The sequence below is a fragment of the Corynebacterium sp. S5S1 genome (assembly GCF_001913985.1).
In the GTDB taxonomy this organism is placed as follows: Bacteria; Actinomycetota; Actinomycetes; order Mycobacteriales; family Mycobacteriaceae; genus Corynebacterium; species Corynebacterium marquesiae.
The window spans coordinates 2,448-21,513 of record NZ_MKXT01000033.1; the positions used below are offsets into that span (position 1 = coordinate 2,448).

At 60.0% G+C, this 19,066-nt stretch carries 15 protein-coding genes and 1 pseudogene; 11 read left to right on the forward strand and 5 right to left on the reverse strand.

What is annotated here, in order from left to right; genetic code table 11:
- Positions 1-256: 256 nt before the first annotated feature.
- The 4 genes from secE (at position 257) to rplA (ending at position 3,035) form a co-directional block, all read left to right on the forward strand.
- Positions 257-592, forward strand: coding sequence for a preprotein translocase subunit SecE (secE, locus tag BKN05_RS10190; RefSeq protein ID WP_225745998.1), 336 nt, complete (start codon positions 257-259; stop codon positions 590-592).
- A 124-nt stretch (positions 593-716) separates the two neighbouring features.
- Positions 717-1,646: a transcription termination/antitermination protein NusG gene (gene nusG, locus BKN05_RS10195; protein WP_225745997.1), complete on the forward strand. Its 930-nt coding sequence runs from the start codon at positions 717-719 to the stop codon at positions 1,644-1,646.
- 172 nt (positions 1,647-1,818) lie between these two features.
- Positions 1,819-2,262 carry a 50S ribosomal protein L11 gene (gene rplK / locus BKN05_RS10200; protein WP_049358678.1) on the forward strand — a complete coding sequence of 148 codons (444 nt, stop codon included), beginning with the start codon at positions 1,819-1,821 and terminating at the stop codon, positions 2,260-2,262.
- Positions 2,263-2,330: 68 nt separating this feature from the next.
- Positions 2,331-3,035 (forward strand): 50S ribosomal protein L1, encoded by a 705-nt coding sequence (gene rplA / locus BKN05_RS10205; protein WP_049378845.1) that lies wholly within the window; start codon positions 2,331-2,333, stop codon positions 3,033-3,035.
- Positions 3,036-3,119: 84 nt separating this feature from the next.
- On the opposite strand, the gene BKN05_RS10210 is transcribed toward rplA, so the two are convergent.
- The 5 genes and pseudogenes from BKN05_RS10210 to BKN05_RS12715 form a co-directional block, all read right to left on the reverse strand.
- Positions 3,120-4,508, reverse strand: a complete 1,389-nt coding sequence (locus BKN05_RS10210) for a type III PLP-dependent enzyme domain-containing protein (RefSeq protein WP_049378846.1) — start codon at positions 4,506-4,508, stop codon at positions 3,120-3,122.
- Positions 4,505-5,806 (reverse strand): FAD/NAD(P)-binding protein, encoded by a 1,302-nt coding sequence (locus tag BKN05_RS10215; protein WP_049378847.1) that lies wholly within the window; start codon positions 5,804-5,806, stop codon positions 4,505-4,507. Before BKN05_RS10215 ends, BKN05_RS10210 begins: the two co-directional genes overlap by 4 nt.
- Positions 5,803-6,819: a pyridoxal-phosphate dependent enzyme gene (locus tag BKN05_RS10220; RefSeq protein ID WP_080970453.1), complete on the reverse strand. Its 1,017-nt coding sequence runs from the start codon at positions 6,817-6,819 to the stop codon at positions 5,803-5,805. Before BKN05_RS10220 ends, BKN05_RS10215 begins: the two co-directional genes overlap by 4 nt.
- A 32-nt stretch (positions 6,820-6,851) precedes the next feature.
- A pseudogene (locus BKN05_RS12710) lies at positions 6,852-7,680 on the reverse strand (cryptochrome/photolyase family protein); the annotation flags it as partial.
- Positions 7,565-7,894 carry a deoxyribodipyrimidine photo-lyase gene (locus tag BKN05_RS12715; RefSeq protein ID WP_408924085.1) on the reverse strand — a complete coding sequence of 110 codons (330 nt, stop codon included), beginning with the start codon at positions 7,892-7,894 and terminating at the stop codon, positions 7,565-7,567. The pseudogene BKN05_RS12710 and the gene BKN05_RS12715, both read right to left, overlap by 116 nt.
- A 185-nt stretch (positions 7,895-8,079) precedes the next feature.
- On the opposite strand from BKN05_RS12715, the gene rplJ reads away from it, so the two are divergent.
- The 7 genes from rplJ to BKN05_RS10275 all read left to right on the forward strand — a co-directional run bounded on the left by rplJ (position 8,080) and on the right by BKN05_RS10275 (position 18,882).
- On the forward strand, positions 8,080-8,601 hold the full coding sequence (gene rplJ, locus BKN05_RS10245) for a 50S ribosomal protein L10 (protein WP_005322886.1): 522 nt from the start codon (positions 8,080-8,082) through the stop codon (positions 8,599-8,601).
- A gap of 88 nt (positions 8,602-8,689) precedes the next feature.
- The gene (rplL, locus tag BKN05_RS10250; protein ID WP_005322882.1) at positions 8,690-9,079 is read left to right on the forward strand and encodes a 50S ribosomal protein L7/L12; all 390 of its coding nucleotides are present in this window, start codon (positions 8,690-8,692) and stop codon (positions 9,077-9,079) included.
- Positions 9,080-9,223: 144 nt separating this feature from the next.
- The gene (locus tag BKN05_RS10255) at positions 9,224-9,505 is read left to right on the forward strand and encodes a type II toxin-antitoxin system RelE/ParE family toxin (RefSeq protein WP_286688581.1); all 282 of its coding nucleotides are present in this window, start codon (positions 9,224-9,226) and stop codon (positions 9,503-9,505) included.
- Positions 9,480-9,812, forward strand: a complete 333-nt coding sequence (locus tag BKN05_RS10260; protein ID WP_023020529.1) for a HigA family addiction module antitoxin — start codon at positions 9,480-9,482, stop codon at positions 9,810-9,812. Before BKN05_RS10255 ends, BKN05_RS10260 begins: the two co-directional genes overlap by 26 nt.
- 72 nt (positions 9,813-9,884) lie before the next feature.
- The gene (pgfA, locus tag BKN05_RS10265) at positions 9,885-10,901 is read left to right on the forward strand and encodes a cell envelope lipid trafficking protein PgfA (RefSeq protein ID WP_286688582.1); all 1,017 of its coding nucleotides are present in this window, start codon (positions 9,885-9,887) and stop codon (positions 10,899-10,901) included.
- A gap of 383 nt (positions 10,902-11,284) precedes the next feature.
- A complete protein-coding gene (gene rpoB, locus BKN05_RS10270) occupies positions 11,285-14,779 on the forward strand; it encodes a DNA-directed RNA polymerase subunit beta (protein WP_286688583.1) in 3,495 nt (1,164 codons plus the stop codon).
- 107 nt (positions 14,780-14,886) lie between these two features.
- Positions 14,887-18,882 (forward strand): DNA-directed RNA polymerase subunit beta', encoded by a 3,996-nt coding sequence (locus BKN05_RS10275; protein ID WP_049378853.1) that lies wholly within the window; start codon positions 14,887-14,889, stop codon positions 18,880-18,882.
- Positions 18,883-19,066: the final 184 nt, after the last annotated feature.

A 19,066-nucleotide genomic window follows, 5' to 3' on the forward strand; every position in this document is an offset into this window, starting at 1 on the left:
CGCAAAACCCTGGGCTTTCAAACACCAGCCGAGAAAATGGCCGCACTGATAAACTCAACCGAAACATAAGAAGTGTTTCCACGACCACTAGAATCCGCCTCTTCGTGGCGCTTGGCCCACGCACATGTTGTCAAGGCCACGCCTTGCAAATGCCGTGGTCAGCTTTTCATGCTGTGCAAGCTTTGCTAGGGTTGACAAAGTTATGGAGGTGCGCGTTAAGCGCCCTATTAGATTTAGTTCCCAAGGAGGGTTAGCTGTGAGCGATGAGCAGCAGCCGAAGAATTCGGGTGCATCGCGCCCGACCGGTAAGCGTCAGCTCTCTGGTGCGGCTACCACGTCCTCCGCGGACTACGCCGATAAGCACGTCGTCCGCGTAGAGGATAAGAACCACGATGACACCCCAGGTGGCGGCGTAGCCGCTTTCCCAGGCGAGGTTGCATCCGAGATGAAGAAGGTGGTGTGGCCTACCGCTAAGGAGATGCTGCAGTACACCCTCATCACCTTTGCGTTCCTTATCGTGCTGACCGCTTTGGTCTGGGGCGTTGACACCCTGGCTGGTCTCGGAGTTGAGCAGGTTCTCTCTAATAAGTAAGATAGCTGCATAACCTTTTATCCCGCTGTTTCCGCTTCAAGGAACGGCGGGATACTTTTTGCCCATACGCGGGCGGGTAGGCTGGTCCTACGCAACGCGCCGAGGAATATTTGGAGTAAGAATTATGAGCGACGAGAATAACGTCGAAACCGTAGGCACCTCGCTGGAAGAGGCAATGCAGTCCAACGTGCAGGAGCAGGCGGCAGAGCACGCTAGCTCCGTAGAAGAAGCGCAGCAGGAGGATGCTACCCCAGCCGCTCCGGCAGCGGAAGAAACTGAAGGAACGGCTGAGTCCACCGACGCTGCAGGCGAGTCCGCCGAGTCCACCGACGCAGCGGAACCGGCAGCGGCCGAAGCTGAAGCCGAGGGCGCAGCCCCTGAGGCCGGCGAAGACGAGTCCGAGGATGCCGCCTACCGCAAGCGCCTTCGCGCCTTTACCCGCGAGCTGAAGAAGCAGCCGGGCCAGTGGTACATCATTCAGTGCTACTCCGGCTACGAAAACAAGGTAAAGACCAACCTGGACATGCGCGCCCAGACCCTCGAGGTAGAAGATTCTATCTTCGAGGTCGTTGTTCCTATTGAGCAGGTCCTAGAGACCAAGGACGGCAAGAAGAAGATTGTGAAGCGCAAGCTGCTGCCGGGCTACGTCTTGGTTCGCGCTGAGCTTAACGACGCCGCGTGGTCCGTCATCCGCGAAACCCCGGGCGTGACCTCCTTCGTGGGCAACGAAGGTAACGCCACCCCGGTCAAGACCCGCGACGTAGCTAAGTTCCTCATGCCCAACGAGGCGCCGTCCACCAAGGGCGATGCTGCCCCGAACGAGGCAGAGGGCGAGCAGGTTGTGGATATGCCGGAGAAGGAAGTGGCCAAGAAGTACGCGCACGACTTCGAGGTGGGCGAGGCAGTGACCATCCTGTCCGGACCGCTGGCCGCCGTATCCGCGACCATTTCCGAGATCGACCCGGAGACCGGCAAGATGCAGGGCTTGGTGTCCATCTTCGGCCGCGAGACCCCGGTGGAGCTGTCGCCGACCGAGATTGAGCGCATCTCCTAAAAAGTGATTTTGTGCAGGGCGCACGGTGTTCTAAACTGGAACGCCGTGCGCCTTTGGCGTGCGTATAAGAAAACGTTTCATCCTCCGGTGGCCCACTGAAGATGAGCATCCGGACGGGATCCCGTTATTCATCGTGGCGGACATCCCGGTAACACAGGAAAGAGGTAATTCGATGGCTCCTAAGAAGAAGGTATCCGGCTTCATCAAGCTGCAGATCGAGGCAGGCGCCGCTAACCCGGCACCGCCAGTTGGCCCGGCACTGGGTGCCCACGGCGTCAACATCATGGAGTTCTGCAAGGCTTATAACGCCGCTACCGAGAACCAGCGTGGCAACGTGGTTCCGGTTGAGATCACCGTCTATGAGGACCGTTCCTTCGACTTCAAGCTGAAGACCCCGCCGGCAGCTAAGCTGCTGCTGAAGGCCGCTGGCATCCAGAAGGGCTCCGGCGTACCACACACCGACAAGGTCGGTTCTGTGTCTTGGGATCAGTGCAAGGAAATCGCAGAGACTAAGTTTGCGGACCTGAACGCACGTGACATCGAGAACGGCGCTCGCATCATCGCCGGTACCGCCCGCTCCATGGGCATCACCGTTGATGGCGCACCGGAGAAGTAAAAACTTTATGTGGTAGGGCCAGCTACGGCCCGCCAAACACCACACCAATCCAGAAAAGGAATTGTTAAATGAGCACCAAGTCTAAGGCTTATAAGGCCGCTGCGGAACTGGTAGATAAGTCCCGCCTGTACCGTCCGATCGAGGCCACCAAGCTGGCTAAGGAGACCTCCTCCAAGAACTTCGACGCCACCGTTGACGTTGTCTTCCGCCTGGGCGTTGACCCGCGCAAGGCTGACCAGCTGGTTCGCGGCACCGTTTCCCTGCCTAACGGCACCGGTAAGGACGTTCGCGTTGCTGTCTTCGCTGAGGGCGAGAAGGCTACCGCCGCTCAGGAAGCTGGCGCTGACATCGTTGGCACCGCTGAACTGATCGAGCAGATCAACGAAGGCAACATCGACTTCGACGTTGCTATCGCTACCCCGGATCAGATGGCCAAGGTTGGCCGCGTTGCCCGCGTCCTGGGCCCGCGTGGTCTGATGCCGAACCCGAAGACCGGCACCGTTACCGCAGACGTTGCTAAGGCAATCTCTGAGGTTAAGGGCGGCAAGATCTCCTTCCGCGTTGATAAGGCTGCTAACCTGCACGCCATCATCGGCAAGGCATCCTTCGATGCCGAGAAGCTGGCTGAGAACTACGGCGCCCTCATGGACGAGATCCAGCGTCTGAAGCCTTCTTCCGCTAAGGGTATCTACATCAAGCGCGCTACCATCTCCACCACCTCCGGCCCGGGCATCCCGGTTGACGGTTCCGTGGTTAAGGACTACACCGAGTAAATCGGTTTAGCGCACTACGCTTAAAGCTCAAGGGCTTCGAGGAATTCCTCGGAGCCCTTTTTCTATGTGGTGAACCGCAGGCAGTTAAGTGGCGTCAATATCGTCCGGCGCCCATTCGCCGCCGTCGAGGTAAACGTTGCGCGCCAAAGGAATTTGGTGCGAAGCAGACTCGAGGATGTGCATAAAATATCCGGCTGTATTCGGAATGGCGAGGGTATCTCCTACGGCAATGCCATCCGGGAAGTCCAGTTCGCGGCGCAGGATAACCTCGTCTTCAATGCAGTAGGCACCCACCACAAAGCCGGTGCGTGGCTCACGGGAGATTTCCTTTACCGGCCCAGCCGTAGGTACCAAGAGAGGGTCGAGCAGGATGTCATCTGCGGCGGTCCGGCACTGGGTGCGATTCATCGCCACGCCGATCAGGGGCAGGCCGTCAGAGCGATCTTTGAGGAAGCTCACCTCGGTGAGGATGACTCCACAGCCGTCAAGCAAGCTGCGGCCGGGCTCAAGATGTAGGGCGATGTTCCGTTCGCGCAGCTCCTTGCCAGCGGTGCCGTAGCCGGGGACCTCACCGGAGAGGAGCTGGTTTAGCCACTGACCGCGGGTTGGCTCCTGCCAGAAGGGGTAAGTATTGGACAGCGGATCCGCTTTCCACGTGAACGGTTCACCGGTACCAGCGCGTTGGGAGGCGATGCGCTCGAGGTAATTCTCCCACTGCTCGCGGGATTCCAGGTAGCTCATGGGCACGCCGCCACCGATATCGATGAAACTAGCGGGCTGGCCCAATTCGCGTACGTGCTCGACCAAGGCAATTGCCTCTGCCAGGGCGGTTCGGCGGTCGGCTTCGCTATAGCCGTGCAGGTGCACGTGGACGCCTACAGCACGAAGTTCCTGTGTCCACTCTGCTTGCCGCCATGCCGGTAGCCTCTCCCCGAAGCGGGTGGGAGGCAGGGAGTCCGGATCTGGAGCGAGGCGTGGCGCCACGTGGGCGGTGGTGTCTAAATCGCTCGCGATGGCGGCGATGCGGCGGGATTCGGCGCGAGAATCACAAGAGATAGTGGCGCCTCGCGAAATCGCGAGGCGGAGCAAGCCATCTGTTTTGATAGCGGCGCTGAGGATGATGCGCTCTGGGGCGACACCGCGGTCGAGCACTTGGTGGAGCTCGTTCTCGCTGGCTACATCCACCCCGAGCCCGGCATTGCGTGCAGCATCGACAAAACACAGAGCCTTATTGGCCTTGCGTGCGAAAAACACCTGAGTCTCCACGCCGTGGGAAGCGCCCGCGTCGAGCAGCTCTTGGGCATTGTGGCGTAGCGGAGCGGGATTCAACACGTTCACCGGAGAACCGTAGCGCGAGGTTAATGCGCTGACGTGCTGCGGGTTTTCGACGAGCTCACGCATCCACCGTTCCCACCGGGCGCGCAAGGGGACGGTGCCGTGGACGGGTAGTGGGTCTACGGGAGTGGTGGTCATGGGTTTCCTACTTTCTCCGCCCAGCGGGGGATGTCATCGTGCACGGAACGGTTAAGGGAGTCATGGCCGGGCAGGGAGATCTCATTCATCCGGCCAATTTCCACTACGCCAGGAACGTCGTGGAAGGGGGAGGGGGTGGCTTGGGGAGCAACGGTGGCGTCAATAAGCAGGTCCACGCCGCCCTGCTCCCGCCAGGAATCTATCTGCTCAGGCGTGCCTAGGTAGTGGGTATTCACCACACCGGAGTGGATCAGCTCGAGCAGGCGCTTGGCTGTGACCGGTGGCGGACCAAAAGCCACGCGCTCAAGGGTGCGTGAAAGCTCGCGGAAGCCGGGCATGGGTCCATGTGCCTTGTGCCAATCGACGCATTCTTGAAATACCCCACGAAACGCCGCGCCTACGGCTGCGGCCGGGGTGAGTGGACCGGTACCTTCGGCCGCACGTAGGGAAGCCTCGAGCTCAGCGACAGCATCGCCAGTGAAATCCTGACCGTCGATAACGGCGGCGAGGTCTGCAGTTGAGAAGTCACCGAATTCGCCTGCAGCCCCGATGAGGATCTCACGCAGCTCCGAAGCGTTGTCGATATGCGCGCAGGCCTGCCGCCACCGCGGTGACACCTCCGGCAGCGGTATCTGCGGGGAGGGCTTTACCTCCATGAAGCGCCCGCTGCGGCTAACCGGGTAGATGGTTTCGGCAGTATCGCCATACAGCAGGCACACATCGATGAAGCTCAAGGCGGCACCGCGTACGCCGATCCGCCGTGCGGAGCTCGGAAGATCGGCACCGAAGTAAAGCCCGGTGACTGGTACGCAAGAAGCCTCGTATACCAAAGACCCAGCGTGGAGATGGTCGTGGCCGGTACAGACCAGTACCTCGTCGAAGGGGGCGCCATCGACCATGAACCCCTCTCCGTCGGCGCTTACCGCGGTCACGCGGTGCGGCAGGTGCCGGATGCGTACGTGGGCTGGCGCGCGGTGCACTGCTGCGGACCAGGTATCGGCGAGGAATTGGCCCACCTGGGCCCGCGGCGGGAAGGCATCGGTGGTGTCTTCACCGCGGCGGGTGCGCCAGGCGTTGAAACTATCGTGGGCAGTGGTGACGATGGCGCAGTTGACGTTGAGGCGCCACTGCGGCGGCTGCTGCGGACGGTAGACGGCGCCCGCACCGGCGGGGTAGGGGTCAAAGACAGTGACATCGAGTGGAACGCGGGCGCGCTCGAGGAGTTCCTCGACGGCCCACAGGCCACGCGGGCCAGCTCCAATGATGGCAATGCGGCAGACAGAACGAGAAGAGGTCACTGCGCCGACCCTTCGATGCGCGCCGCGAGTTCAGAGGGCGAAATGTCGAAGTTTTCACACACCCAGGAGTCGTTATAAATGGTGTCGAGGTAAGGCTGGCCGGCGTCGTGCAGCACGGCAACCACCTCCGCCCCTGCCGGTAAGGAGGGCGCGAGGCGTTGGAAGGTGGCGATGACGGCACCGCCGGAAGCGCCAGGCAGTAGGCCCTCTGCTTGAGCGAGCTGCCGGGCAGCAACGATGGCATCGAGGTCCGGAACCCTCTCCACGGAAGAAGGCGAAAACTTGGTGGATAGTTCGGTGACGATTCCAGCGCCATAGCCAGGCAGCATGCGGGTGCCACGCTCACCACCAAAAAGCACGGAGCCTTCCGCATCAACGCCGATTGTGTGGGTGTCGGCGCCCAGCTCGGAGAGCTTGCGTACGCAGCCGCCAAGGGTTCCGGTGGTGCTCATAGCCACGAGCAGATGACTGGGCGCCTGACCGAGCTGGTCCAGAATCTCAGTCATGGTGCCTTCCGCGTGGGCGTGGAAGGCGGCTTCATTGGAATACTGGTTGAGGTTGAAAGAATCGGGGATCTCTTCCAAAAGCTCGGCCACGCGGGTGCGGCGGGCGGTGAGCCAATCGCCGGTTTCTGGATCGGGGTGGTCGAGCAATTCCACGTGTGCGCCGTAGGCCCGCATGGTAGCTACCGTGGAGGCGTTGACCCGCGGATCCACCACGCAGTGGAACTTCATCCCTTGGAGCGGGGCTTGGCGAGCTAGAGCCATGCCCAGGTTGCCGGAGGAAGACTCCACCAGCGTCGAACCCGGGCGGATATCGCCGGCTTCGAGGGCTGCCTGGATAAGGGCTCGGGCGGTCCGGTCTTTTGCAGAACCGCCGAGGTTGAATTGTTCGAGTTTGAGATAGAGGTGGACATCCGGCCGGGGGCTAATCGCCTCCACTCGCATGAGCGGGGTATTGCCAATCGGCGGGTGCGCTTGAGAATGAATCCTGGAGCTCATCATTGGCCCCATGGTAGACCTTTACGTCCACCTTTTCCGCCGGCCTAGTCTTTGATCTCCGCATAGGCATCGAGCGCGGCTTGGCGTGATTCCTTTAGGTCCACGATGGGCGGGGCGGACAGCGCGGGTGTCCAGCGGCGCACGTACCCGCCCTTAGGGTCGAAGCGCTGGGCCTGCGTTTCGGGGTTGAAGATGCGAAAGAAAGGCGCGGCATCATCGCCGCAACCGGCCACCCACTGCCAATTAAAAGGATTGGAGGCGGCATCGGCGTCCACCAAGGTGTCCCAGAACCATTCCTCGCCTAGGCGCCAGTGGATGCCCAGGTTCTTGGTGAGGAAGGAGCCCACCACCATGCGCACGCGATTGTGCATATACCCGGTGGTCCATAGCTCGCGCATTCCGGCGTCGATAAGCGGAATGCCCGTAGTGCCGGGCTGCCAGTCCTTGATCCGCGGCGAACCACACCTCGCACGGGGAGACCTCGCCAAAGCGCAGGTGGGGCGAGAGTAGGGAGGTGGCATTGAGCGCGGGAATATCGCGCTCCTCGGTGTAGTTGGCCAGATCCAGCTGGGCTAGTCGCTCGCATGCCCCGGCCTCGCCGGGCGTCCAGTGTTCGGCCATGGATGCCGACCATGCCGGATCGGTGGGTTTGGGCCAGGCAGATGCACTGCTTGCCGACGCCCCCATCTCCGGCACCCCCTCCGGTTCATCTCCCGCCACCTGGGAGGTGGCGGCTTTGGAGAAGGGAGTAAAGACCTTATAGGGCTGGCCTTGGCCATTGGTGGCCTCCCAGGGTTCCACCAAGGTGAAGTCGGGCGAGGAAGTCGCGGTGATGCCCTGGGAGGCCAGGGTTTCCTTGACGGTGGCATCGACCTTGCGCGGCGGCCTCGGACGCGCGCGAAAGGGCCTGGTGATCGTGCAGTCGCAGGTCACCCCGGAACCACACGAGGCAGGTCATGGCGGCTCTCCTACGCGGCGGAAACGGCGATTTGGAGAAACCGCGGGTGGGGAGGTAGTGTTTTCCACGAAGTTTGAACGGCCACATCACGGCCGAGTCAAGGTTCACCGAAGACCGTTGGTCATCCATTTGGATCGAAGGTTCTCCATTATAGGAGGCGGCCCACGCAGGAGACACTTTGCGATTATTCGCGGCATTCTCTTATGTCGCGCGCCCTGTGCTCTTGCACGGGGCTTTTGTTGTTTCGGGCAACCGAAGCGAGGAAGGCCCCGGCGGAATAATAAAAGAGATGTTTTGGAAGGAGGCGAGAGACAATGGCAAACCCAAAGAACACTGCAGACCTGGCAGAGCTGAAGGAGAAGTTGGCTGGCGCTAACTCTGTTGTATTGACCGAGTACCGCGGCCTGACCGTATCCCAGCTGCAAGAGCTGCGTAACGATCTGGGCTTTGACGTTGAATACTCCGTCGCCAAGAACACCCTTTTCAAGATCGCTGCCAAGGAAGCTGGCATCGAAGGTCTTGATGATTTGCTGACTGGCCCGACCGCAATTGCGTTCATCAAGGGCGAGGCAGTGGATGCTGCGAAGGTCATCACCAAGTTCGCTGATGACAACAAGGCACTCATCATCAAGGGTGGCTACATGGACGGCAACGCACTGTCTGCCGACCAGGTTGAGGCCATCGCCAAGCTGGACAACCGCGAGACCACCCTCGCAAAGCTGGCTGGCGCTATGAAGGGTTCTATGGCGAAGGCTGCCGCTCTCTTCAACGCTCCTGCAACCAAGGCTGTACGCACTGTCGCAGCCCTGCAGGACAAGAAGGAAGCAGAAGCTTAAGTCGTCACAAAAGACGCACAATTACAACAACGTGTGCGCCGCATAAATCACGCGCAGCGCACACACAACACAGAAAGGACTTGCCATCATGGCTAAGCTCACCAAGGACGAGCTCATTGAAGCTTTCAAGGAAATGACCCTCATCGAACTGTCCGAGTTCGTTAAGGAATTTGAAGAGGTATTCGACGTTGAGGCTGCTGCTCCGGTTGCTGCTGTTGCAGCTGGCGCTCCGGCTGAGGGCGGCGCTGGTGCCGCTGAGGAGAAGACCGAGTTCGACGTCGTTCTGACCGACGCTGGCGCTAAGAAGATTGGCGTTATTAAGGCTGTCCGTGAGATCGTCTCCGGCCTGGGCCTGAAGGAAGCTAAGGAAATGGTCGAGGGGGCTCCTAAGGCTATCCTCGAGGGCGCTTCCAAGGACGACGCTGAGGCTGCTAAGACCAAGCTGGAAGAGGCTGGCGCTTCCGTCGAGCTCAAGTAATTTCACTGAGCTTTACGCTTTCAAATCCCCACTCTTACCGCTGCGTGCGGTGGGAGCTGGGGATTTCCTCGTTTTTGTGTTTGCGAGCGTAGTGCGTGGAGTGCAGCAATGGCCAATAGTGTCAAAGTATGACACCATGGCGTTGTGGAGTTTAGGAGGGATAGCTTAGAGCGCTTTCACGCAGATGGTAAGGCGCCAAAGTATGTACCTCCTGAACTGCGGAAGATCCTGCGCCGCAAACTCATAATGATTGACCGGTCCGTTTCCCTAGCTGATCTAAGGATTCCACCAGCAAATCGTTTGGAGAGGCTGAAAGGGCAGTGGGACGGATTTTATTCCATCCGCGTTAACGCGCAGTGGAGAGTAGTCTTTCGATGGACAGGGAAAGGAGCTGTGGACGTTGACTTCATCGATTATCACAAATGAGGGAGAGGAAGCTTCGGATATCATATCCGTTCCACACCCTGGGGAGGTTCTGCGCGAGGAGTTTCTGGAGCCGCTCGGACTTACTCAATACCGCTTAGCCAGGGATATTTTTAGCTCCAAATCCCAAATTTCAAAGCTGGTCCGTGGACGCATTGGGATTAGTGCAGAAATGGCGCTTCGTCTCTCTGCCTATTTTGGCAATTCGGCGGAGTTTTGGCTAGGACTGCAGGAAGAGTTTGATCTTTGGTGTGCGCGCCAAACCACGGATACTAGCAGTATCGTTGCTTGGAATAAGCACACTGCTTAGAAATCAATCCGGCACGGCGGGGTGGCCTGTAGAAACCAGGAATTTCCGCCAAGGGCTGTAGAATTAGCCCCCATGCTGCCCAAGTCCCGCATTTTTTCCGTCCTGCTCCTAGGCCTCGGTGTCGCGTTGATCGCCGCTGGTGTTGTGGCGCCGGCATTTTTGGATTTTTCCCCGCGGCTGCCGCTGAACCTGAAAAACAGTACGTGGACACTGCACGATGATTCTGCGGATTCGCAGCAGCTGTCCAAGGACGGCACACAGCCGTATTCGGGCCCCATGACCTACCAGATGAACATGGATATCCAAGAACCCTCGGACGAGGAGAAGGCCACCTTGCGCATTGGCGAAACCCGCATGCGTGGCGAGGGGGAGGGCCTCAATGACCTAAGCCAGGCCCAGGTGTGGAGCTACCCGGTGGACCGCTTGAGTGGTGAGGCTCTGGGGGAGGCGTCGCTTAGCCATACGCTTGCTACGCCTTCGGACAAAGTAACGGTGGATGGCTACTGGCTTAAGTTCCCAGCGGACGCGGAAAAGACCAACTATCCGGTCTTTGACCCGACGCTGCGCAAGGCCGTCGATGCCGTCTTTGAAGAAGAGACCACGATGGATGGGCGCACGGTCTACCGCTATCACCAGGAAATCGAACCGACTAACGTGGCGCAGCTTTATGCGGCCGATGGCAATACCACGAGCCTGCCCAAGGAAGGCGGTGGGGAAGAGCAGGGATACCTGACCCACTCCGGTAGCCGTGACTTCTACGTGGATCAGGAGACTGGCCTGGTGGTGGGCATGGATATGGATATCGATGATTACTACGCGGACCGCGAGGGCGTGGGCCGCGAGCGCGCTTTCGTCTTTAATGGTTCCACCTCCGATGAAGATCAACAGGAATTGCTGAAGGAAGCCAAGGAATTCCCGCGCGACCGCGTGGCGGAAATCATCCGCTGGGTGATCATCGGTGGGGGTGCGCTTCTGACGTTGCTGGGAATCATTGGTGCTCTCGGCCTATTTGGCGGTAAGAACAAGCACGCCCGCTCGCGCCATAACCGCGGACGCGTCGGCGGCAATGCGGTGCCGGCGAGCCGGTAAAAGCCCAGCTGGAAAACAAAATCGCCGCTGGGGTTGCGGTGTATTGAGATTTTAGTGGTAGGGTGCTCGGTGGTTGTCGCGCACAGTGGCGCGGCATGGACGCGTTAGCGCCGCGGCGAGCACGAGCTTGCCCCTAGCGCGGTAGCGACACGCCCCAAGAGTGGTGTGTCTTTACATGGCAGGTCTTTTCCTATAAGCTGTTTCGTTGCGCTGGAATCTGGATCTTCGGTGCACATTTAGCCTTTCAGGCCGGTGATGGCAAAACCGACTTGACAAGGTGATTTTGTGCATTCTGAACCCAGACACTCCACAGCAGACCGAATGCTAGAATTACCAGCGGTTTTGCGGCTCGTCGGCCAGGGCGAGCAGGCAATCCGCGTGAGGTGCTGGAAGGACCCATCTTGGCAGTCTCCCGCCAGACCAAGTCAGTGGCCAATATCCCCGGAGCCCCGAAGCGATACTCGTTTGCAAAAATCAGCGAGCCTATCGCCCTGCCGGGTCTCCTTGACGTACAACTTGATTCCTTTGATTGGCTCGTCGGCGCGCCGGAGTGGCGCGAGCGCGAGCAGGCTGAGCGCGGCGATGACGCCCGCGTGACGAGCGGCCTCGAGGACATCCTCGAAGAGCTCTCGCCGATTGAGGACTACTCGGGCAATATGTCCCTGTCCTTGTCGGAGCCGCGCTTTGAACCGGTGAAAAACACCGTGGATGAGTGCAAGGAAAAGGACATCAACTACTCCGCGCCGCTGTACGTGACCGCAGAGTTTATTAATAACGACACCCAAGAGATTAAGTCGCAGACCGTCTTCATCGGCGATTTCCCGATCATGACGGATATGGGCACGTTCATCGTGAACGGTACCGAGCGTGTCGTCGTGTCTCAGCTAGTGCGCTCCCCGGGCGTCTACTTCGATCGCTCGATCGATAAGTCCACCGAGCGCCCGCTGCACTCCGTGAAGGTTATTCCTTCTCGCGGTGCATGGTTGGAATTCGACGTCGACAAGCGCGACACCGTTGGCGTGCGCATTGACCGCAAGCGCCGCCAGCCGGTAACCGTGCTGCTTAAGGCACTGGGCTGGAGCGAGGAGCAGATCAGGGATCGCTTCGGCTTCTCCGAGCTCATGATGTCCACCCTGGAGTCTGACGGTGTAGCGAACACCGATGAGGCACTGCTGGAGATTTACCGCAAGCAGCGCCCGGGCGAGCAGCCCACCCGCGAGCTAGCTCAGTCCTTGCTGGATAACTCCTTCTTCCGTGCAAAGCGTTACGACCTGGCTAAGGTCGGCCGCTACAAGGTCAACCGCAAGCTGGGGCTCGGCGGCGACCACGATGGTCTGATGACCCTGACCGAGGAAGACATTGCCGTCACCCTCGAGTACCTGGTCCGCCTGCACGTAGGCGAGCGCGAGATGAAGGCACCGAACGGTGAGATGATCTCCCTGCACACGGATGACATCGACCACTTTGGTAACCGTCGCCTGCGCACCGTGGGTGAGCTCATCCAGAACCAGGTCCGCGTAGGCCTGTCCCGCATGGAGCGCGTTGTGCGCGAGCGCATGACCACCCAGGACGCGGAGTCCATCACTCCGACCTCCCTGATTAACGTGCGCCCGGTCTCTGCTGCTATCCGCGAGTTCTTCGGTACCTCGCAGCTGTCTCAGTTCATGGACCACAACAACTCGCTGTCCGGCCTGACCCACAAGCGCCGCCTGTCCGCGCTGGGCCCAGGCGGCCTGTCCCGTGAGCGCGCCGGCATTGAGGTGCGAGACGTCCACGCTTCTCACTATGGCCGTATGTGCCCGATTGAGACCCCTGAGGGCCCGAACATTGGCCTCATTGGTGCGCTGGCGTCCTACGCCCGCGTGAATGCTTTCGGCTTCATTGAGACCCCGTACCGCAAGGTCGTGGACGGCAAGATCACCGACCAGGTGGAGTACCTCACCGCCGATGAAGAGGACCGCTTCGCTATTGCTCAGGCCGAGGTCGAGCAGGACGCAGAGGGCAACCTCACCGGCGAGCGTATTGAGGTTCGCCTGAAGGACGGCGACATCGGACTTACCGATGCCTCCGGTGTGGACTACGTTGACGTCTCCCCGCGCCAGATGGTTTCCGTGGGTACCGCCATGATTCCGTTCTTGGAGCACGACGATGCTAACCGTGCCCTGATGGGTGCGAACATGCAGAAGCAGGCAGTGCCGCTGGTACGCTCCGAGGCCCCACTGGTGGGTACCGGTATGGAGCAGCGCGCTGCATACGACGCTGGCGACGTTGTTATCACCCCGAAGGCCGGTGTGGTCGAAAACGTCACCGCTGATGTCATCACCATCATGGATGATGAGGGCCAGCGAGATACCTACATCCTGCGTAAGTTCGAGCGCACCAACCAGGGCACCAACTACAACCAGACCCCGCTGGTTTCCATGGGCGAGCGCGTAGAGGCCGGCCAGGTTCTGGCCGATGGCCCGGGTACCCACAATGGTGAGATGTCCCTCGGCCGCAACCTGCTGGTTGCCTTCATGCCGTGGGAAGGCCACAACTACGAGGACGCCATCATCCTCAACCAGCGCATCGTGGAGGAGGACATCCTGACCTCCGTCCACATCGAGGAGCACGAGATCGATGCCCGCGATACCAAGCTGGGCGCCGAGGAAATTACTCGCGAGATCCCGAACGTCTCCGAGGACGTCCTGAGCGACCTGGACGAGCGCGGCATCATCCGCATCGGTGCCGATGTCCGCGCCGGCGACATTCTGGTGGGTAAGGTCACCCCGAAGGGTGAGACCGAGCTGACCCCGGAGGAGCGCCTGCTGCGCGCCATCTTCGGCGAGAAGGCCCGCGAGGTACGCGATACCTCCATGAAGGTGCCGCACGGTGAGGTGGGCAAGGTCATTGGCGTTGCTCGCTTCTCCCGCGAGGATGATGACGATCTGGCCCCTGGCGTCAACGAGATGATTCGCGTCTACGTGGCCCAGAAGCGCAAGATCCAGGACGGCGATAAGATGGCCGGCCGCCACGGCAACAAGGGCGTTGTGGGCAAGATTCTGCCGCCAGAGGATATGCCGTTCATGGAAGACGGCACCCCAGTCGACATCCTCCTGAACACCCACGGTGTGCCACGTCGTATGAACATCGGCCAGGTGCTGGAAGTTCACCTGGGCTGGTTGGCACATGCCGGCTGGAAGGTTGACACCGAGGATCCGAAGAACGCCGAGCTGCTCAAGACCCTGCCGGAGGAGCTCTATGACGTTCCTGCTAATTCCTTGACCGCCACCCCGGTCTTCGACGGTGCTACCAACCACGAGATCGAGCGCCTGCTGGCTTCCTCCCGTCCTAACCGCGACGGCGATGTGCTGGTGGATGAGCACGGCAAGGCCACGCTTTTCGACGGCCGCTCGGGCGAACCATACAAGTACCCGATCTCTGTCGGCTACATGTACATGCTCAAGCTGCACCACTTGGTCGATGAGAAGATTCACGCCCGTTCCACCGGTCCTTACTCCATGATTACCCAGCAGCCGCTGGGTGGTAAGGCCCAGTTCGGTGGCCAGCGCTTCGGCGAGATGGAGGTGTGGGCAATGCAGGCATACGGCGCTGCCTACACCCTGCAGGAGCTGCTGACCATCAAGTCCGATGACGTCGTCGGCCGCGTGAAGGTCTACGAAGCCATTGTTAAGGGCGACAATATTCCAGATCCGGGCATCCCTGAGTCCTTCAAGGTGTTGCTCAAGGAGCTGCAGTCCCTGTGCCTGAACGTGGAGGTTCTCTCCACCGACGGCACGCCGATGGAGCTGTCTGGCTCTGATGACGATGACATGGATAGCCCATCGCTTGGCATTAACCTGTCCCGCGATGAGGGTTCCTCCGCTGACATCGCCTAATTAGTTTCTTGGTCCACCGCGGGGTGAGTCCCCGCGGTAGGGCATAAACGTTCCATTCATACAAAGCCATCAATTCCTCGACAACGAGGATGAAAGGGAGACATTACGTGTTTGACGTAAATCTCTTCGACGAGCTCCGCATCGGTCTGGCCACCGCAGACGATATTCGTCGCTGGTCCAAGGGCGAGGTCAAAAAGCCTGAGACCATTAACTACCGCACCCTGAAGCCGGAGAAGGACGGCCTCTTCTGTGAGCGCATCTTCGGCCCCACCCGTGACTGGGAGTGCGCTTGTGGCAAGTACAAGCGCGTCCGCTACAAGGGCATCATCTGTGAGCGCTGTGGCGTTGAGGTGACCAAGTCCAAGGTTCGCCGTGAGCGCATGGGCCACATTGAGCTGGCCGCTCCGGTGACCCACATCTGGTACTTCAAGGGCGTTCCTTCCCGCCTGGGCTACCTGCTGGACCTGGCTCCGAAGGATCTCGAGCGCATCATTTACTTCGCCGCCAATATCATCACCTCCGTGGATGAAGAGGCTCGCCACAATGACCAGTCCACTCTGGAAGCAGAGATGCTTCTGGAGAAGAAGGACGTTGAGGACGATACCGAGTCCGAGATTGCCGAGCGCGCCTCCAAGCTGGAGTCTGACCTGGCTGAGCTGGAAGCAGCCGGTGCCAAGGCAGATGCCCGCAAGAAGGTACAAAACGCTGCCGATAAGGAGATGCAGCACATCCGCGAGCGCGGCGAGCGCGAAATCGCCCGCCTGGATGAAATCTGGAACACCTTCATCAAGCTGGCTCCGAAGCAGATGATCATTGATGAGACCATCTACGAAGAGCTGGTTGACCGCTACGAGGATTACTTCACCGGCGGCATGGGTGCAGAAGCCATCCAGACCCTGGTCCGCAACTTCGACCTCGAGGCTGAGGCCGAGGAACTGCGCGAGATCATCAACAACGGCAAGGGCCAGAAGAAGATGCGTGCCCTCAAGCGCCTGAAGGTCGTTGCTGCCTTCCTGCGCTCCGGCAACGATCCGGCTGGCATGGTGCTGGATGCCATCCCGGTTATTCCGCCAGAGCTGCGCCCGATGGTGCAGCTGGATGGTGGCCGCTTTGCTACCTCCGACCTGAACGACCTCTACCGCCGCGTTATCAACCGCAATAACCGTTTGAAGCGCATGATCGATCTGGGTGCGCCAGAGATCATCGTGAATAACGAGAAGCGCATGCTGCAGGAGTCTGTAGACGCGCTCTTCGATAACGGCCGCCGCGGCCGTCCGGTTACCGGTCCGGGCAACCGTCCGCTGAAGTCCCTGTCTGACTTGCTCAAGGGCAAGCAGGGCCGCTTCCGCCAGAACCTGCTGGGTAAGCGCGTGGACTACTCTGGCCGTTCCGTTATTATCGTTGGTCCGCAGCTGAAGCTGCACGAGTGTGGTCTGCCGAAGCTCATGGCGCTCGAGCTGTTCAAGCCGTTCGTTATGAAGCGCCTGGTAGAAAATGACTACGCCCAGAACATCAAGTCCGCCAAGCGCATGGTTGAGCGCCAGCGCCCTGAGGTGTGGGACGTTCTGGAGCAGGCCATTTCTGAGCACCCAGTGATGCTCAACCGTGCACCTACGCTGCACCGCCTGGGTATCCAGGCCTTCGAGCCGAAGCTGGTTGAGGGTAAGGCTATTCAGCTGCACCCGCTGGCTTGTGAGGCGTTCAACGCCGACTTCGACGGTGACCAGATGGCAGTCCACCTGCCGCTGTCCGCTGAGGCGCAGGCAGAGGCCCGCGTCCTGATGTTGGCGTCCAATAACATTCTGTCCCCAGCATCCGGTAAACCGCTGGCCATGCCGCGTCTGGACATGGTTACCGGCCTGTACTACCTGACCATGGACAAGTCCGAGGATGAGATCGGTGGCAACGGCCGCTTCCGCGAGGCAGAAGAGGATAAGCCAGCAACTGGTGTCTTCTCCTCCTACGCTGAGGCTCTCATGGCCTATGACCGCGGCACCGTTGGCCTGCAGGCTCCGATCAAGGTCCGCATCGATCACCTTCGCCCGCCGAAGGAGATCGAGGAAGAGCAGTTCCCGGATGGCTGGACCAAGGGCCAGGCATGGATGGGCTACACCACCATTGGCCGCGTCATGTTCAACGAGCTGCTGCCATGGAACTACCCGTACCTCGAGGGCATCATGGTCCGCAAGGGCGGCGGCTCCGGCAATAAGGTTCTCATCGGTGACGTGGTCAATGACTTGGCCAATAAGTACCCGATGATCACCGTTGCTCAGGTGCTGGACAACATGAAGGATGCCGGCTTCTACTGGGCAACCCGTTCCGGCGTCACCATCACCATGTCTGACGTTCTGGTTCTGCCGAATAAGACCGAGATCCTCGAGTCTTATGAGAAGGAAGCAGAGCGCATCGAGCGCAAGTACTGGGAGCAGGGCGCCCTGACCGAGCGCGAGCGCTACGACCGCCTGGTAGAGCTGTGGAAGGACGCTACCGACACCGTCGGTGAGGCCGTCGAGAACATGTACCCGGACCACAATCCGATTCCGATGATTGTGAAGTCTGGTGCGGCCGGTAACATGCGTCAGATCTGGACGCTGGCTGGTATGAAGGGCATGGTTGTGAACTCGCACGGTGATTACATCACCCGTCCGATTAAGACCTCCTTCCGCGAAGGCCTGTCCGTGCTGGAGTACTTCAATAACTCCCACGGTTCCCGTAAGGGTCTGGCCGATACCGCACTGCGTACCGCTGACTCCGGCTACCTCACCCGTCGTCTGGTGGACGTGGCCCAGGACGTCATCGTCCGCGAAGAGGACTGTGGCACCCGCCAGGGCGTGCGCGTCCCAATCGGCGAGGTTTCCGGTGACAAGGTTGTTCTCTCCGAGTTGTGGGAGACCTCTGCATCCGGCCGCGTTCTTGCGACGGATGTCAAGGGCGAAGACGGCGAGGTTGTGGCCGAGGCCGGCTCCGACCTCACCGAGGAGCTCACCCAGAAGCTGCTTGACGCTAAGGTCACCGAGGTCAAGGTCCGCTCCGTGCTGACCTGCCAGACCCCGGCCGGCGTATGTGCCAAGTGCTACGGCAAGTCCATGGCTTCCGGCCAGCTCGTCGATATCGGCGAGGCTGTCGGCATTGTAGCTGCACAGTCCATTGGTGAGCCGGGTACCCAGCTGACCATGCGTACGTTCCACCAGGGTGGTGTCGGTGGCGATATTACCGGTGGTCTGCCGCGTGTTCAGGAGCTCTTCGAGGCCCGTAACCCGAAGAACCGCGCTCCTATTGCCTCCGTTGACGGCACCGTGTCCCTGTCCGATGAGGGCAACTTCTGGACCCTGACCATCACCCCGGATGACGGCTCTGATGACGTGGTTTACGAAAAGCTCTCCAAGCGCCAGGGCCTGGCTCAGGTCCGTCGCCCAATGGAGTCCAATCCGGACGCCATGATTGAGCGTTCCCTCAAGGACGGCGACCACGTTGAGACCGGTGACCGCCTGATGCGTGGTGCGGCTGACCCGCACGACGTTCTCGAGGTTCTCGGCCGCCGTGGTGTGGAGCAGCACCTTATCAACGAGGTGCAGGCTGTGTACCGTACCCAGGGTGTGGCTATCCACGATAAGCACATCGAGATCATCATCCGCCAGATGCTGCGCCGCGGTACCGTCATCGATGCGGGTACCACGGACTTGCTGCCGGGTAATCTCATCGACCTCTCTGAGGCTAAGCAGCTCAACGCTGCCCAGGTGGCAGAGGGCGGCGAGCCGGCTCAGCTGCGCTCGGAGATCATGGGTATTACCAAGGCTTCCTTGGCTACCGAGTCCTGGCTGTCCGCTGCATCCTTCCAGGAGACCACGCGTGTGCTTACCGACGCCGCTATTAACAAGCGCTCCGATAAGCTCATCGGCCTCAAGGAGAACGTCATCATCGGTAAGCTCATCCCGGCCGGTACCGGTATCTCCCGCTACCGCAATATCTCCGTCAAGCCGACCGAGGCTGCACGCAACGCTGCATACTCGATCCCGACTTACGGCGATTCCATCTACGGCGATGACGGCTTCGGTGAATTCACCGGCGCTTCCGTCCCGTTGGATGAGGACTTCACCTTCTAACGTGCAGTTCAATTTGCGTTAACGCGGGATATAAATGGCCCCGCCTTCCTGAACGATAGGAAGGCGGGGCTGTTTCGATGTCTAGGGAGGGTTAAGCGACAAAATGTGTGTCCGGAATCGTTGATTTTCATGCTCTGAACTCCGCGTTTGCGGAAAATATATGCTCCAAAAGCATATATTGGCC

Coding starts and splice junctions, on each gene's coding strand:
- pgfA (WP_286688582.1), top strand. CDS start 9,885: ATGCTGCCCAAGTCCCGCATTTTTTCCGTCCTGCTCCTAGGCCTCGGT.
- nusG (WP_225745997.1), top strand. CDS start 717: ATGAGCGACGAGAATAACGTCGAAACCGTAGGCACCTCGCTGGAAGAG.
- rplK (WP_049358678.1), top strand. CDS start 1,819: ATGGCTCCTAAGAAGAAGGTATCCGGCTTCATCAAGCTGCAGATCGAG.
- BKN05_RS10210 (WP_049378846.1), bottom strand. CDS start 4,508: ATGACCACCACTCCCGTAGACCCACTACCCGTCCACGGCACCGTCCCC.
- rplA (WP_049378845.1), top strand. CDS start 2,331: ATGAGCACCAAGTCTAAGGCTTATAAGGCCGCTGCGGAACTGGTAGAT.
- rplJ (WP_005322886.1), top strand. CDS start 8,080: ATGGCAAACCCAAAGAACACTGCAGACCTGGCAGAGCTGAAGGAGAAG.
- BKN05_RS12715 (WP_408924085.1), bottom strand. CDS start 7,894: ATGGATGACCAACGGTCTTCGGTGAACCTTGACTCGGCCGTGATGTGG.
- rplL (WP_005322882.1), top strand. CDS start 8,690: ATGGCTAAGCTCACCAAGGACGAGCTCATTGAAGCTTTCAAGGAAATG.
- BKN05_RS10220 (WP_080970453.1), bottom strand. CDS start 6,819: ATGGGGCCAATGATGAGCTCCAGGATTCATTCTCAAGCGCACCCGCCG.